Source organism: Enterobacter cloacae complex sp. ECL352 (assembly GCF_020149545.1).
Lineage (GTDB): Bacteria > Pseudomonadota > Gammaproteobacteria > Enterobacterales > Enterobacteriaceae > Enterobacter > Enterobacter asburiae_B.
Genome location: NZ_CP083709.1, coordinates 515,429 through 530,079, shown reverse-complemented (window position 1 = coordinate 530,079; position 14,651 = coordinate 515,429). Strand labels below are relative to the sequence as shown.

Sequence of the window (14,651 nt, the reverse complement as noted above, 5' to 3'; positions counted from 1 at the left end):
AACGCGGTGCCGGAAACCGGCACCGCGCTGAAATTAATTCTGCGTATCAAGAGTGGAAAGTTCTTTATCAATAAAGTAAAGACCTTCGCCGGATTTCCCCACCAGAGATAATTTGTCCAGAACGGATTTAAACAGCTTCTCTTCTTCGTGTTGCTCAGCGACGTACCACTGCAGGAAATTAAAGGTTGGGTAATCCTGGCTGGTCATCGCCGCATGAACCAGTTCGTTAATTTTCTGCGTGATCAGCTGCTCGTGCTCGTAGGTGGCGCGGAACAGTTCATCGAGAGAATTATACTCAGCGAAAGGTGATGTCACGGTTTCAATGCGCGGCAGGCTGCCCGTATCCGTAAGATAATCAAACAGACGCTGCATGTGGGTCATCTCTTCCTGAGCGTGACGACGCAGAAACGCGGCCGCACCTTCGAAGCTGTGGTAGCTGCACCAGGCGCTCATCTGCTGGTAGAGCAGGGATGAAAAAAGCTCAAGGTTCATTTGTGCGTTGAGCTTGTCGATCATTTCAGTTTTCAGCATGGTGACGCTCCGGATTATTATTTCTGGTTCACAATGAGCGACACTATAATTTGTTATTTAATTATTTGCAAAACGTAAAATTTTTATTTTATTTATTTAAAATACGAATGGGAATAAAACGCATTGGCGATTTTTATAATTTATTAATGAGAGTTGTTTTTGTTCGTAATGAAATATACTGCCAGCAAACGCTGGCAGGGTTGATTAATACTAGGGGTTATTTGACTTAGGGTTAACGGCGTAACCCATACATTTATACTGGATAGTCACGCTCTCGTTCAGGCACAAAGAGCCGCTCGTCAGGGTGCAGGTTTTGATGGGCTGACCATAGGCTGAGGCGGTGGCATACCCCATGCTCTGACACGCTTTTGCCGCCGTGCCGTTATTCACATACTCATCGGAATACGCATTTTGCAGCGCTGCCTGGCCGTAATCGAGGCGGACGATGCCGTTCGGCGCGTCGAGGCTGCTGACTTCAGCCTGGCGGTTGATACTACACCCCGCGAGCAGCAGGATTGTGCCGGCTACAATGACTCTTTTCATGGTTCGCTCTGAGTGGATGGAAATATCTTATCGTACCCGCAGATGCCCGCTGCAATGCCTGGAATAGCCGGACAATCTGCCCTCACTCTTCGCAACGGGTCAGAGGGGAGTGCTATCAGGCTAATTCCTCATAAAAATGTGATGAGTATCACAAAATGATTGATTTTTGTGATAATGGTCATATTATAAGCACGTTGGCAATAAAGTTGTATAACAAGTTAATGGAGCATCATCGTGAAACTGCGCAAAATCCTGAAAAGCATGTGGGCCAATTACTGCCGCACGTTCAAAGACGTGCCGCCAGGCGCCATGTTCTGATAAAAAAACCTGCTTCGGCGGGTTTTTTTGTACCTGCAGGTGATGAAGGGAAGATGTCAGGGGGCGTGTTTTGCTACTATGGCGGCCTTTAAATAAGGAGAAAGCCCATGTCACAAAACCTGAGCGCCGATCAGGAACTGGTCTCTGACGTTGTCGCCTGTCAGCTGGTTATCAAACAAATCCTTGATGTTCTTGACGTGATTGCGCCGGTTGAAGTGCGCGAGAAGATGTCTACGCAGCTGAAAAACATCGATTTCGCCAGCCATCCTGCTGCCGCTGACCCGGTTACGCTTCGTGCGATCCAGAAAGCCATCGCGCTGATTGAGCTGCGATTCACGCCGCAGGGTGAGTCCCACTAAAGCAGGGAAAGGGGCGACGGCACGTGTCGCCCTTTGATGCTGTTAAAAGAACGTCTGGACCAGCAGGTAGCTCGCCGCGCACGCGCAGCTTACCCCAATCAGCCCTGGCAGAATAAAGCTGTGGTTGATGATAAATTTGCCGATGCGGGTGGTGCCTGAACGGTCAAAGCCGATGCAGGCCAAATCACTGGGATAGGTCGGCAGGACAAAATAGCCGTAGGACGCCGGGAAAAAGGCGATCAGCATTTTCGGGTCGATGCCGAGCATGAGGCCCATAGGCGCAACGGCCGTCAGCGCAGCCGCCTGGCTGTTCACCAGTTTTGATACCAGAAACAGCACAATGGCATACGTCCACGGGTGGCTCTTCACCACGCCTTCCAGCGCCAGCTTTAACTCGTCGAGATGCGCCTGGAAAAAGGTATCGCTCATCCACGCCACGCCGAACACCGAGAAGATCGCGACCATACCGGCCTTAAACACCGCGCCGTTGGAAATGGCCGACGCATTGACCTTACAGGCCATCAGCATCACGGCGCCCGCAATTAACATCATCATCTGAATGACAAGGTTCATCGACAGCGCCGTCATTTTGCCTTTCACTTCAAAAGCGGGGCGCAGTTCCGGGAATGCCCCCAGCAAAACGACCACGGCAATACCGGCAAAGAAAATCCACGTGGACCAGTAGGCCTGTTTAGGGAAACGCTGATTCATTAACGTCTCGGTCCCGCCATAGATAAATTCGCGCTGCTTAGGATCTTTCAGCTTTTCCTGAAACTCTATGTCGTCAGCCAAATCTTTCCCACGGCGTAAACTCCACAGGGCCGCAATGGCTACGCCGAAGAGCGAAGCGGGAACCGACACGGCGAGAATTTCCAGAATCCCCCACGCGTGGCCGATCCCATGCTGTGCCGCCAGGATAGACACCAGCGACACAACGGCAACGGAAACGGGGGAAGCCGTAATCGCCATCTGTGATGCCACCGAGGCCACGGCCATGGGGCGCTCGGGGCGGATCCCTTTTTTGAGGGCGATATCCGCGATGATGGGGAACATGGTGTAGACCACATGGCCGGTGCCGCACAGAAAGGTCAGCATCCAGGTGGTGAAAGGGGCGAGCAGGGTGATGTGCTGCGGGTGTTTGCGCAGCAGACGTTCGGCAAACTGCATCATGACGTTGAGGCCGCCCGCAGTCTGCAGCGTAGCCGCACAGCCAATCACCGCAAGGATGGTCAGCATAACGTCAACCGGCGGTTTACCCGGTTGCAGACCAAAGACAAAACATAAAATAAAAAGACCAATACCGCTGATTAACCCAAGCCCCATACCGCCGAAACGCGTACCCGTCAGCAGGCAGAGGAGAATGACAACAAACTCAATGGTGATCATGATGCTCCCTCGTCAATGATTATGTAACTAAATAAATCATCACACGTTGTGTGGTTAATCATTGGGAGCCAGATCTGATTTGTTAAATTTCAGCAAAAGCAGAAGGTTGGAGATGGGAGGGGGGCCTGCTCCCTGGGACGGAAGCAGGCCAAAAATTCAGTGGTGCTGCACCGCCACAATGTCGAGCAGATGACGGTCGGTTTGCTCAGGACATAAACCCGCCTGCTGCGCATTATGGATCTCATCCGCCAGCGTCTTCAGCAGCATTCCATCCTGCTGCTGCTCTTTGTCCATATCGCGTAAGAATTTGAGCGTCGTAATATCCTGCTGCGCTTTGGCTTCATCGGCAAGTTTGCTGAGCGTGCTGCAGCGTTGCTCGTACTCTTCAAGCGTTTTCTGAAACAGTTCTTCCAGGCAGGAGTAGTTTTCGTTGATCCCATCAAGGGCTTTAACGACAGGATTTGCCCCTGCGGCTTTCAGAAAGTTAAAGACACGCATCATGTGAGTGACGTTACTTTGCGCCTGAGAGCGAAAGAATGTGGCAGACCCCGTAAGACTATTCTCGGCACACCACGCGCTTAAGTGAAGGTGCAGATTCGAGGCGTAGAACTCAAGGTTCATCTGCGCGTTAAGTTTTTGCATCATCGTTTGGGTAGCCATACTCATATCCTTATTGACTGTGGGACGTGATGTCCGTTGCGTAACCTGAGCGCCAGGCAAATACGAAGAGAAGAGCAGAAATAGACATTCTGCCGTGACCGAAGTCGACCGAAATTCACTTCCTGTGTTCGATATAAATAAGCATACCCTTGTATTGGGTCTAAGAAAACTCTTAATCAGACTATATTTACCATACATTACAAAGTTTAATATAGTACAGAAATACAATTAGCTCGCCATGAATTGAATGTGACTTAATGGCCTAATAATTAACGGTTTTTATCTTGAGGGCACACTGTTACTCTTTCGAAAATATTAAGTTGGAATATTACTCCGGGAAAAGGAAAAATACGGATTAATCATTTCGAATATATGATGTGTCAATAAAATTGCGCTAAATCAAATTCTGCGGAATAACGTTTTTTCAGGTGCGTTGTACATTCGTGATGAAAAACATGTTGAACCCCTTAACGCCAGGTGCCGTTTTGTCCGCTGAGAGGCATCAGGGATATCTTGGCTAATCTTATGGATAATTCTGCTTAACCCTCTTCTATTTGTCTGACAAATCCTGCCTTTTTTATGTCATTTTTCGCTGAATTTATGTACGCAATTACTGTAATTCTGCGGTGTGATGGGGCTCTCTTATGGATGATTAATTTCCCGCTAAAACTATCACCAGCAATAACGCTTATGACGAGGTAAGCGCTAATGCCTTGTTTTAAGTCCGATTAAATAAGAAGCACGCACTTATTCCCTACAGAAAAGATTGCTAAAGCTGGAGTTTACCATGCACAAATTTACTAAAGCGCTGGCGGCCATCGGTCTGGCTGCCGTTATGTCACAATCCGCTATCGCTGAGAATTTAAAACTCGGTTTTTTGGTAAAACAGCCCGAAGAGCCCTGGTTCCAGACTGAGTGGAAATTCGCAGATAAAGCCGGGAAAGATTTAGGTTTTGAAGTCATTAAAATCGCCGTGCCTGACGGCGAAAAAACCCTGAACGCCATCGATAGCCTGGCGGCCAGCGGTGCAAAAGGTTTCGTTATCTGTACTCCGGATCCAAAGCTGGGGTCGGCAATCGCGGCGAAAGCGCGCGGTTACGATATGAAGGTCATCGCGGTTGACGATCAGTTCGTTAACGCCAAAGGCAAGCCGATGGACACCGTCCCGCTGGTCATGATGGCGGCGACCAAAATCGGCGAACGCCAGGGCCAGGAACTCTATAAAGAGATGCAAAAGCGCGGCTGGGATGTCAAAGAGACCGCGGTAATGGCTATCACCGCTGACGAGCTGGACACCGCCCGTCGTCGTACTACCGGCTCAATGGATGCGCTGAAAGCGGCTGGCTTCCCGGAAAAACAGATCTATAAAGTCCCAACCAAATCCAACGATATCCCGGGCGCTTTCGACGCCGCGAACTCTATGCTGGTCCAGCATCCGGAGGTCAAACACTGGCTGGTGGTCGGCATGAACGACAACACCGTGCTGGGCGGGGTGCGCGCGACGGAAGGCCAGGGCTTCAAAGCGCCTGACGTTATCGGGATTGGCATCAACGGCGTTGACGCCGTCAGCGAGCTGTCCAAAGCGCAGGCTACCGGCTTCTACGGTTCTCTTCTGCCGAGCCCGGACGTTCACGGCTACAAATCCAGTGAGATGCTCTACAACTGGGTAACCAAAGGGGCCGAACCGCCGAAATTTACCGAAGTGACCGACGTGGTGCTGATTACCCGCGACAACTTCAAAGAGGAGCTGGCGAAAAAAGGGCTGGGCGGTAAGTAATACGCTGTGATTGTGCCCCTCATGCATCGTGAGGGGCCAGACGTACACACTACAGGAATCACGGAGACGTTATGCGACAGTCTGATCCGTATCTCTCTTTTCGCGGCATCGGGAAAACTTTTCCCGGTGTTAACGCGCTGACCGATATCAGCTTCGACTGCTATGCCGGCCAGGTTCACGCCCTGATGGGGGAAAACGGCGCGGGGAAATCCACGCTGTTGAAGATCCTCAGCGGCAACTACGCGCCTACGACCGGCACGCTGGCCATTCGCGGCGAAGAGGTGGCGTTTGCCGATACCACGGCGGCGCTCAATGCCGGGGTGGCGATCATCTATCAGGAGCTGCACCTCATTCCTGAGATGACCGTGGCGGAAAACATCTATTTAGGACAGCTCCCGCACAAAGGCGGTGTGGTAAATCGTTCGCTACTTAATTATGAAGCGGGGCTGCAGCTTAAACACCTGGGTCTGGATGTCGATCCCCAGACGCCGCTGAAATATCTCTCCATCGGCCAGTGGCAGATGGTTGAAATTGCCAAGGCGCTGGCGCGTAACGCCAGAATTATCGCCTTCGATGAGCCCACCAGTTCGCTCTCTGCGCGTGAAATTGAAAATCTGTTCCGCGTGATCCGCGAATTGCGTCAGGAAGGCCGTACGATTTTGTATGTCTCGCACCGCATGGAAGAGATATTTGCCCTGAGCGACGCCATCACCGTCTTTAAAGACGGGCGCTATGTGCGCACCTTTACCGACATGCAGCAGGTTAACCATGACCAGCTTGTTCAGGCGATGGTTGGACGCGAGCTGGGTGATATTTATCACTGGCAGCCGCGTCAGTACGGCCCTGAACGCCTGCGTCTGGACAGCGTCAAAGCGCCGGGCGTGCGCACGCCGATTTCGTTATCCGTTCGCAGCGGCGAAATTGTCGGCTTGTTTGGTCTGGTGGGGGCGGGGCGCAGTGAATTAATGAAAGGCCTGTTCGGCGGTACCCGCATTACCGATGGGCTGGTTTCTATTGATGGTGAACGGGTCGATATCCAGAAACCGGCCCACGCAATCAGGGCGGGCATGATGCTCTGCCCGGAAGACCGTAAAGCCGAGGGGATTATTCCGGTACATTCGGTACGCGAAAACATCAATATTTCCGCTCGCCGCAAGTTTATTCGCGCAGGCTGCCTGATAAACGATGGCTGGGAGTCGAGCAACGCCGACCACCATATTCGCTCGCTGAATATTAAAACGCCGGGTCCGGAACAGCTGATCATGAATCTGTCAGGCGGAAACCAGCAGAAGGCGATTTTAGGCCGCTGGCTGTCGGAAGATATGAAGGTCATTTTGCTCGACGAGCCGACGCGCGGTATCGATGTGGGGGCAAAACACGAGATTTATAACGTGATCTATGAGCTGGCAAAACGCGGCGTGGCGGTGCTCTTCGCCTCCAGCGATCTGCCGGAGGTGCTTGGCGTGGCCGACCGCATTGTGGTGATGCGTGAAGGCGAAATTGCCGGTGAATTGCTTCATGAACAGGCGAATGAACAACAGGCGTTGAACCTCGCCATGCCTAAAGTCAGCCAGGCTGTCGCCTGAGTAAGGAGTTAATGATGTCCTCTGTTACTACATCCGGAGCGCCGAAGTCGAAGTCGGCGCTGAGTTTTGGACGTATCTGGGATCAGTACGGCATGCTGGTGGTCTTTGCCGCGCTGTTCCTCGCCTGCGCGATCTTTGTTCCTAACTTTGCCACCTTCATTAATATGAAGGGGCTGGGGCTGGCCATTTCCATGTCCGGGATGGTGGCCTGCGGGATGCTGTTCTGCCTGGCCTCCGGCGATTTTGACCTGTCGGTGGCGTCGGTGATTGCCTGTGCGGGCGTCACGACGGCAGTGGTGATCAACATGACGGAGAGCCTGTGGATTGGCGTTCTCGCCGGTCTGCTACTCGGCGTCATCAGCGGTCTGGTGAACGGTTTTGTTATCGCACGCCTGAAGATTAACGCCCTGATCACCACGCTTGCGACGATGCAAATTGTCCGCGGGCTGGCCTATATCATCTCCGACGGTAAAGCGGTGGGGATTGAAGACGAGCGCTTCTTTACCCTGGGTTACGCCAACTGGCTGGGGCTGCCTGCGCCAATCTGGCTGACCGTGGCCTGCCTGATCCTGTTCGGCTTCCTGCTCAACCGGACCACCTTTGGCCGCAATACCCTGGCGATTGGCGGTAACGAAGAGGCCGCCCGTCTGGCCGGGGTGCCGGTGGTGCGAACCAAGATTATTATCTTCGTGCTCTCAGGGCTGGTTTCTGCCGCCGCGGGGATTATCCTGGCTTCGCGTATGACCAGCGGCCAGCCGATGACCTCTATTGGCTACGAGCTGATCGTCATTTCGGCCTGCGTTTTAGGGGGCGTTTCCCTCAAGGGCGGCATCGGAAAAATCTCATATGTGGTGGCCGGTATCCTGATTTTAGGCACGGTGGAGAACGCCATGAACCTGCTGAACATTTCGCCGTTCTCGCAGTACGTGGTTCGTGGTCTGATCCTGCTGGCAGCGGTGATTTTCGACCGTTACAAGCAAAAAGCGAAGCGTACCCTGTAACCCGTTTTCCCGTCTTTTATTGCTCAACTTATAACCATAGTTGACCCCTTAACCGCCCCGCCAGTTTTACTGACGGGGCGGTTGTCAAATGGCGAGCGACGTCACACTGTCTATACTTACATGGCTATGAAAGAGGTAAAGGCGTTTACCTCTCGTAAACCGTAAGGAGGAAAAGGGTGGCTGACATGTTAACCGCACCGCCTGTACTGCCCGGACACTATGCTTTCTTTTTCGATCTCGACGGCACGCTCGCCTGGATAAAACCGCACCCTGACCAGGTGTCTATTCCGGATGCGGTGTTACAGGATTTGCATCAGCTCTCGCTCATGAACGAGGGAGCACTGGCATTGATATCAGGGCGCTCAATGGCCGAGCTGGATACGCTCGCCAGTCCTTACCACTTTCCGCTGGCCGGTGTACACGGAGCGGAGCGCCGCGACATCCATGATCACACGCATATCGTTTCACTCCCTGACGCACTCACGCAAACGCTCCAGAAGCAGCTTTCTGCTGCGCTGGAAGCGCTGCCTGGCACCGAGCTGGAAGCCAAAGGCATGGCCTTTGCCCTGCATTATCGTCAGGCGCCGCAGCATGAGGAGGCCGTACTGGCGCTGGCTCAAACGGTTGCGGATGCCCATCCACAGCTGGCGTTGCAGCCCGGCAAATGCGTCGTGGAGTTAAAACCGAAAGGCATTAATAAAGGCGCGGCCATCGCCGCGTTTATGGCGTCGCCGCCTTTCAAAGGGCGAACGCCCGTTTTCATTGGGGATGACCTGACCGACGAGGCCGGGTTTCGCGTGGTGAATCAGGCCGGAGGGATCGCCGTCAAGGTGGGGCCTGGTGACACGGTTGCCGAATGGCGGCTGGCGGATGTCGCCAGCGTCTGGCAGTGGATATCTGACATCGCTAACCAGCAACAACAACAAATAGCGCAAAGCAAAGGGGGAAACCATTATGGGTCGCTTAGTCGTCGTCTCTAACCGAATCGCACCGCCGGATGATAAAAAAGCCAGCGCGGGTGGCCTGGCGGTAGGGGTGTTAGGTGCCTTAAAAGCCGCTGGCGGGCTGTGGTTTGGCTGGAGTGGAGAAATTAGTGAAGAGGAGAAACCGCTCAACAAGGTGACGCGCGGAAACATTACGTGGGCTTCATTTGCATTGAAAGAGAAAGACTATGACGAGTATTACTCGCAGTTCTCAAATGCCGTCCTGTGGCCTGCGTTCCACTATCGTCTTGACCTGGTCAAATTCCAGCGTGAATCCTTCGAAGGCTACTCGCGCGTAAATGCGCTGCTGGCGGATAAACTGCTGCCATTAATAGAGGAAGACGATATTTTATGGATCCACGATTATCACCTGTTGCCCTTCGCGAGAGAGCTGCGAAAGAGGGGGGTGAATAATCGGATTGGCTTCTTCCTGCACATTCCTTTCCCGACGCCGGAAATTTTTACCGCGCTGCCGCCGCATGAAGAGCTGCTGGAGGCGCTGTGTGATTACGATTTGCTGGGCTTCCAGACCGAAAATGACCGCCTCGCGTTCCTTGACTCCGTGTCTGGCAAAGCGCGTCTGGTAACCAAAGGCGGGAAAACCCATACGGCGTGGGGGAAAACCTTCCACACTGAGGTCTATCCAATAGGGATTGAACCTGACGAAATCGCGGAGCAGGCTTCCGGCCCGCTGCCGCCGAAGCTGGCGCAGCTTAAGAATGAACTCAAGCACGTGAAAAATATCTTCTCGGTTGAGCGTCTTGATTATTCCAAAGGGCTGCCGGAACGCTTCCTGGCGTATGAAACGCTGCTGGATAAATACCCGCAGCATCACGGGAAAATTCGCTATACCCAGATTGCGCCGACGTCGCGCGGTGAGGTTCAGGCCTATCAGGATATTCGTCATCAGCTGGAGACAGAAGCAGGGCGCATTAATGGCCGCTACGGCCAGCTGGGCTGGACGCCGCTGTTTTACCTGAATCAACACTTTGACCGTAAGATCCTGATGAAGGTCTTCCGCTATGCTGACGTTGGGCTGGTCACGCCGCTGCGCGACGGGATGAATCTGGTAGCGAAAGAGTATGTGGCGGCCCAAGATCCTGCCGACCCGGGGGTTCTGGTGCTTTCCCAGTTTGCCGGAGCCGCAAATGAGCTCACGTCGGCGCTCATCGTTAACCCTTATGACAGGGATGACGTGGCGAACGCGCTGAATCGCGCCCTGACAATGCCGCTCACGGAACGTATTTCCCGCCATGCTGACATGATGGAGACAATCCGAAAGAACGATATTAACCACTGGCAGGCGCGTTTTATTCAGGATCTCCGGGATATCGCTCCGCAAAGCCATGAAGGCGATCTGCAAAAAAAGATCGCGACCTTCCCTAAACTCGCCTGATTTACTGCTGGGGGGCTAATGCCCCCCAAGCGGCACTAACAGCACATCCACCTGGCTCGACGCGACAATAGATTTCGCCGCGCAGGCTGCCCGCGATAAAAAGCTGTGGTTATGGTTCCCGCAAATCACTAAATCTATATTCTGTCTGCGACACATATCGAGAATATGGGCGTTAAGTTCCCCGGTCGCAATAACAGTTTCATAAACAGGATATTGTGCCTTTTCCACTAATTCGCGCAGAAATTGCTGCGTTTCTTCCTGCAGAACCTCGCGAATATCCTCCAGCATGGGTGCGGCCAGCTGATTATACATCTCCGGCTCAGCGGCGAGCGTGATGAGGCTGATGCGGGCATTGTGGGGTCTGGCAATGGAAACTGCCCGGGCGACAAGCTGATGGCTTTCGGGGGAAACTGCTACGGAAACAAGAAGATGGGAGTAACTCATGGCGCACTCCTTAGATGTCTGAAAGACAGCGTTTAACCACCTTTACCGCGAAATCTCCGGTTCTGCAAGAGCAGATTACGACATTAGTGTGAAGCTTATCATAATTATTCATTAATTATTCTTATAAGAAGAATAACTGAAAAACGCGCCTAAATGAAAAAAATTAACAACTTAATGTAAATCACACAAATTCACGCCTTGACTGTTAAATCGTTCTGACCCGTTACAAACTCATTTCGAATGATCACGTCCTGAAACATCTTTTTTGTGCTACCTGCATAACTATATGTTTTTTCACGGTAAGAAAAATGTTTCCAGGAGAGGGGCCTGATGTAAATGTTTCCGCGCGGCGCTTACGGTATGAAAAGCACGTTGCATGCCAGTTCGGATCACCCTTCTGCATGAGTATTCGTCAATTAAGAATACAAAACAGTACCGATTGGCTAAATATTGAACAAATTACAAGTCATACTGATGGATTTATGGGTCATATTCACTTAAATTGTGTGACGTGGATCACATTTTTTTTAAATTTGAGGGTGGCTGGATTGTATGTGTCAAAACTGACGAGTAGAGTTTGCGTCGAATTAGGAAAAATCTTAGTTATTTGTAAGAAATGATAAATCATGTAAGAGACGCATTCGCGGTTTCTCTCTTACGGTTTCAGTGAATACAAACCTAAATTCAACTATGCATTTAGCCTTTTCTTTTTTATACCGGGTGATTTCCCGGCGACATCACGGGGTGCGGTCTTTCCGCATAAAAATAATAGTTGGTTATTCGGGATGGGAACAATGCATACATCCGAGTTGCTAAAACATATCTATGACATCAATTTGTCGTATTTACTGCTCGCGCAGCGTTTGATTAGTCAGGACAAGGCGTCCGCGATGTTTCGTCTGGGTATTAACGAAGAAATGGCAACCATGCTGGGCGGCTTAACCCTCCCGCAGATGGTTAAACTGGCTGAAACGAATCAACTGGTTTGCCAGTTCCGTTTCGATGATTCACAGACAATAACGCGTCTGACGCAGGAATCCCGTGTGGACGATCTTCAACAGATCCATACCGGTATTCTTCTTTCCACTCGCTTGCTTAACGAAATCAGCCAGCCTGATGACGTAGCCCGTAAGAAAAGGGCCTAGCAATGAGCGAGAAAAGCATTGTTCAGGAAGCGCGTGACATACAGTTGGCCATGGAGCTGATTACACTGGGTGCTCGTTTACAAATGCTGGAAAGCGAGACTCAGCTGAGCCGTGGTCGTCTCATCAAACTGTACAAAGAGTTACGTGGTAGTCCCCCGCCGAAAGGCATGCTGCCGTTTTCTACCGACTGGTTTATGACGTGGGAGCAGAATATTCATGCTTCCATGTTCTGTAATGCCTGGCAGTATCTTCTCAAAACCGGTTTGTGTAGCGGCGTTGACGCCGTGATCAAAGCGTACAAACTTTACCTTGAACAATGCCCACAGCAGGAAGAAGGCCCTCTGCTGGCGCTGACCCGCGCATGGACGCTGGTGCGTTTTGTTGAGAGCGGAATGCTTGAACTGTCGCGCTGCAACTGCTGCGACGGCAATTTTATTACCCATGCTCATCAACCTGCAGGCAGCTTCGCCTGTAGTTTATGTCAGCCTCCATCCCGCGCAGTAAAAAGACGTAAACTTTCCCGGGATGCTGCCGATATTATTCCACAACTGCTGGATGAACAGATCGAACAAGCTGTTTAACCCGAACGTGTGGGAAAGATTCCAGCAGCGGTAAGCAATTACCGCTGCTTTTTTTTACCCCGCAAACGGTAAACGCTGCGAGCTGGACGTCCTTGCCATAGTCACTAGCGGAAGGATGATGTCGTGCTTATCTTATTAGGTTACCTGGTAGTTCTCGGTACAGTTTTCGGCGGTTACATGATGACCGGCGGGCACCTTGGAGCACTCTATCAACCGGCTGAACTTATTATCATCGGCGGTGCAGGGGTAGGGGCTTTTATCGTTGGTAACAACGGTAAATCGATCAAGGGCACGCTGAAAGCGATTCCGTTGCTGTTCCGTCGCTCGAAATACACCAAAAGCATGTATATGGATCTGCTGGCACTGCTCTATCGCCTGATGGCGAAGTCGCGTCAGCAGGGCATGTTCTCGCTTGAACGGGATATTGAAAACCCGAAAGAGAGCGAAATTTTTGCCAGCTATCCGCGAATTATTGCTGACGCCATGATGCTGGATTTCATCGTCGACTATCTGCGACTCATCATCAGCGGCAACATGAATACTTTCGAAATCGAAGCGCTGATGGACGAAGAGATCGAAACCCACGAAAGCGAATCTGAAGTGCCGGCCAACAGCCTGGCGCTGGTCGGCGACTCGCTTCCGGCATTCGGTATCGTTGCCGCGGTAATGGGCGTGGTTCACGCCCTGGCCTCGGCAGACCGTCCGGCAGCCGAGCTGGGCGCGCTGATTGCCCACGCGATGGTGGGGACTTTCCTCGGTATTTTGCTGGCGTACGGCTTCATCTCTCCGCTGGCGAGCGTTCTGCGCCAGAAGAGCGCGGAAACCACCAAAATGATGCAGTGCGTGAAGATCACGCTGCTCTCTAACCTCAACGGTTACGCGCCACCGATCGCGGTTGAGTTTGGCCGTAAAACGCTTTACTCCAGCGAGCGTCCGTCGTTTATCGAGCTTGAAGAACACGTGCGTGCGGTGAAAAACCCAAACCAACAGACGACAACTGAGGACGCATGAAAAACCAGTCCCATCCGATCGTCATCGTAAAAAAACGCAAGCACAAGGGCGGCGGGCATGGCGCACACGGCTCGTGGAAAATTGCGTACGCCGACTTTATGACCGCAATGATGGCGTTCTTTCTGGTGATGTGGCTGATCTCCATCTCCAGCCCAAAAGAACTGATCCAGATTGCCGAATATTTCCGTACGCCGCTGGCAACGGCGGTGGCCGGTGGGCCGCGTATCTCTAACAGCGAAAGCCCGATCCCGGGCGGCGGCGATGATTACACCCAGCAGAAGGGTGAGGTGAAAAAAGAGCCGAACATCGACGAGCTGAAAAGAAAGATGGAGCAGGCGCGTCTGAAGAAATTGCGGGGCGATCTCGATCAGCTGATTGAAGCGGATCCAAAGCTGCGCGCGCTGCGCCCGCATCTGAAGATCGACCTGGTGCAGGAAGGGCTGCGTATTCAGATTATCGACAGCCAGAACCGCCCAATGTTTAAAACCGGGAGTGCGGAAGTCGAACCGTACATGCGCGACATTCTGCGTGCCATTGCACCGGTGCTGAACGGCATTCCTAACCGAATCAGCCTGTCAGGACACACGGATGATTTCCCGTACGCCAGTGGGGAGAAGGGATACAGCAACTGGGAGCTTTCTGCCGATCGTGCCAACGCCTCGCGTCGCGAGCTGGTGGTAGGTGGGCTTGATGATGGCAAGGTACTGCGCGTAGTCGGCATGGCCGCAACCATGCGCGTTTCCGACCGCGGGCCGGATGATGCCATCAACCGTCGTATCAGTCTTTTAGTGCTGAACCAGCAGGCGGAGCAGGCCATCCTGCATGAAAACGCCGAAAGTCAGAATGAGTCACTGGACGATTTAAAACAGCCTGGGGCCGTTCCTTCGGCTGCCGTTCCAACATCGCCACCAGCCAATCCGAGGTGATAGC

The 14,651-nt window shown here is 52.4% G+C and carries 16 protein-coding genes; 11 read left to right on the top strand and 5 right to left on the bottom strand.

Annotation, left to right across the window (positions count from 1 at the left end):
- Positions 1–33: 33 nt before the first annotated feature.
- A complete protein-coding gene (ftnA, locus tag LBF07_RS02470; protein ID WP_023336146.1) occupies positions 34–531 on the bottom strand; it encodes a non-heme ferritin in 498 nt (165 codons plus the stop codon).
- A gap of 210 nt (positions 532–741) precedes the next feature.
- Positions 742–1,074: a YecR family lipoprotein gene (gene yecR, locus LBF07_RS02465; protein ID WP_094935632.1), complete on the bottom strand. Its 333-nt coding sequence runs from the start codon at positions 1,072–1,074 to the stop codon at positions 742–744.
- Between the two features lie 234 nt (positions 1,075–1,308).
- Here yecR and azuC point away from each other — a divergent pair, with 234 nt between their 5' ends.
- Both azuC and LBF07_RS02455 read left to right on the top strand, forming a co-directional pair.
- A complete protein-coding gene (gene azuC / locus LBF07_RS02460; protein WP_014884364.1) occupies positions 1,309–1,392 on the top strand; it encodes a stress response protein AzuC in 84 nt (27 codons plus the stop codon).
- A 107-nt stretch (positions 1,393–1,499) separates the two neighbouring features.
- Positions 1,500–1,751, top strand: a complete 252-nt coding sequence (locus tag LBF07_RS02455; RefSeq protein ID WP_008500405.1) for a DUF2766 family protein — start codon at positions 1,500–1,502, stop codon at positions 1,749–1,751.
- A gap of 42 nt (positions 1,752–1,793) precedes the next feature.
- Here LBF07_RS02455 and LBF07_RS02450 read toward each other — a convergent pair whose 3' ends face one another.
- Both LBF07_RS02450 and LBF07_RS02445 read right to left on the bottom strand, forming a co-directional pair.
- The gene (locus LBF07_RS02450) at positions 1,794–3,137 is read right to left on the bottom strand and encodes an anaerobic C4-dicarboxylate transporter (RefSeq protein ID WP_023312271.1); all 1,344 of its coding nucleotides are present in this window, start codon (positions 3,135–3,137) and stop codon (positions 1,794–1,796) included.
- A gap of 156 nt (positions 3,138–3,293) precedes the next feature.
- Positions 3,294–3,797, bottom strand: coding sequence for a non-heme ferritin-like protein (locus tag LBF07_RS02445; RefSeq protein WP_023312270.1), 504 nt, complete (start codon positions 3,795–3,797; stop codon positions 3,294–3,296).
- A 787-nt stretch (positions 3,798–4,584) separates the two neighbouring features.
- On the opposite strand from LBF07_RS02445, the gene araF reads away from it, so the two are divergent.
- The 5 genes from araF to otsA all read left to right on the top strand — a co-directional run bounded on the left by araF (position 4,585) and on the right by otsA (position 10,540).
- Complete coding sequence (araF, locus tag LBF07_RS02440) at positions 4,585–5,574, top strand: arabinose ABC transporter substrate-binding protein AraF (RefSeq protein WP_003859687.1); 990 nt, start codon at positions 4,585–4,587, stop codon at positions 5,572–5,574.
- Between the two features lie 71 nt (positions 5,575–5,645).
- On the top strand, positions 5,646–7,160 hold the full coding sequence (gene araG, locus LBF07_RS02435; RefSeq protein ID WP_094935634.1) for an L-arabinose ABC transporter ATP-binding protein AraG: 1,515 nt from the start codon (positions 5,646–5,648) through the stop codon (positions 7,158–7,160).
- A gap of 14 nt (positions 7,161–7,174) precedes the next feature.
- Positions 7,175–8,161 carry an L-arabinose ABC transporter permease AraH gene (araH, locus tag LBF07_RS02430; RefSeq protein WP_029742191.1) on the top strand — a complete coding sequence of 329 codons (987 nt, stop codon included), beginning with the start codon at positions 7,175–7,177 and terminating at the stop codon, positions 8,159–8,161.
- 176 nt (positions 8,162–8,337) lie between these two features.
- Positions 8,338–9,141 carry a trehalose-phosphatase gene (gene otsB / locus LBF07_RS02425; protein ID WP_094935635.1) on the top strand — a complete coding sequence of 268 codons (804 nt, stop codon included), beginning with the start codon at positions 8,338–8,340 and terminating at the stop codon, positions 9,139–9,141.
- The gene (gene otsA, locus LBF07_RS02420; protein ID WP_058841409.1) at positions 9,116–10,540 is read left to right on the top strand and encodes an alpha,alpha-trehalose-phosphate synthase; all 1,425 of its coding nucleotides are present in this window, start codon (positions 9,116–9,118) and stop codon (positions 10,538–10,540) included. Before otsB ends, otsA begins: the two co-directional genes overlap by 26 nt.
- Before the next feature lie 15 nt (positions 10,541–10,555).
- On the opposite strand, the gene uspC is transcribed toward otsA, so the two are convergent.
- Positions 10,556–10,984: a universal stress protein UspC gene (gene uspC / locus LBF07_RS02415; RefSeq protein WP_033145878.1), complete on the bottom strand. Its 429-nt coding sequence runs from the start codon at positions 10,982–10,984 to the stop codon at positions 10,556–10,558.
- A gap of 794 nt (positions 10,985–11,778) precedes the next feature.
- Between uspC and flhD the strand changes: the two genes are divergently transcribed.
- From flhD to motB, 4 genes are all read left to right on the top strand, one after another.
- Positions 11,779–12,129, top strand: a complete 351-nt coding sequence (gene flhD / locus LBF07_RS02410) for a flagellar transcriptional regulator FlhD (RefSeq protein ID WP_008500415.1) — start codon at positions 11,779–11,781, stop codon at positions 12,127–12,129.
- Between the two features lie 2 nt (positions 12,130–12,131).
- The gene (flhC, locus tag LBF07_RS02405; protein WP_013096051.1) at positions 12,132–12,710 is read left to right on the top strand and encodes a flagellar transcriptional regulator FlhC; all 579 of its coding nucleotides are present in this window, start codon (positions 12,132–12,134) and stop codon (positions 12,708–12,710) included.
- A gap of 123 nt (positions 12,711–12,833) precedes the next feature.
- Positions 12,834–13,721 carry a flagellar motor stator protein MotA gene (motA, locus tag LBF07_RS02400; protein ID WP_094935636.1) on the top strand — a complete coding sequence of 296 codons (888 nt, stop codon included), beginning with the start codon at positions 12,834–12,836 and terminating at the stop codon, positions 13,719–13,721.
- Entirely contained in the window at positions 13,718–14,647 is a 930-nt protein-coding gene (motB, locus tag LBF07_RS02395; RefSeq protein ID WP_032658606.1) for a flagellar motor protein MotB, read from the top strand. The genes motA and motB overlap by 4 nt, the downstream gene beginning before the upstream one ends.
- The last annotated feature ends 4 nt before the right edge of the window (positions 14,648–14,651 follow it).

Coding starts and splice junctions, on each gene's coding strand:
- araH (WP_029742191.1), top strand. CDS start 7,175: ATGTCCTCTGTTACTACATCCGGAGCGCCGAAGTCGAAGTCGGCGCTG.
- araF (WP_003859687.1), top strand. CDS start 4,585: ATGCACAAATTTACTAAAGCGCTGGCGGCCATCGGTCTGGCTGCCGTT.
- otsA (WP_058841409.1), top strand. CDS start 9,116: ATGGGTCGCTTAGTCGTCGTCTCTAACCGAATCGCACCGCCGGATGAT.
- LBF07_RS02455 (WP_008500405.1), top strand. CDS start 1,500: ATGTCACAAAACCTGAGCGCCGATCAGGAACTGGTCTCTGACGTTGTC.
- araG (WP_094935634.1), top strand. CDS start 5,646: ATGCGACAGTCTGATCCGTATCTCTCTTTTCGCGGCATCGGGAAAACT.
- flhC (WP_013096051.1), top strand. CDS start 12,132: ATGAGCGAGAAAAGCATTGTTCAGGAAGCGCGTGACATACAGTTGGCC.
- yecR (WP_094935632.1), bottom strand. CDS start 1,074: ATGAAAAGAGTCATTGTAGCCGGCACAATCCTGCTGCTCGCGGGGTGT.
- uspC (WP_033145878.1), bottom strand. CDS start 10,984: ATGAGTTACTCCCATCTTCTTGTTTCCGTAGCAGTTTCCCCCGAAAGC.
- LBF07_RS02445 (WP_023312270.1), bottom strand. CDS start 3,797: ATGGCTACCCAAACGATGATGCAAAAACTTAACGCGCAGATGAACCTT.
- LBF07_RS02450 (WP_023312271.1), bottom strand. CDS start 3,137: ATGATCACCATTGAGTTTGTTGTCATTCTCCTCTGCCTGCTGACGGGT.
- flhD (WP_008500415.1), top strand. CDS start 11,779: ATGCATACATCCGAGTTGCTAAAACATATCTATGACATCAATTTGTCG.
- motB (WP_032658606.1), top strand. CDS start 13,718: ATGAAAAACCAGTCCCATCCGATCGTCATCGTAAAAAAACGCAAGCAC.
- ftnA (WP_023336146.1), bottom strand. CDS start 531: ATGCTGAAAACTGAAATGATCGACAAGCTCAACGCACAAATGAACCTT.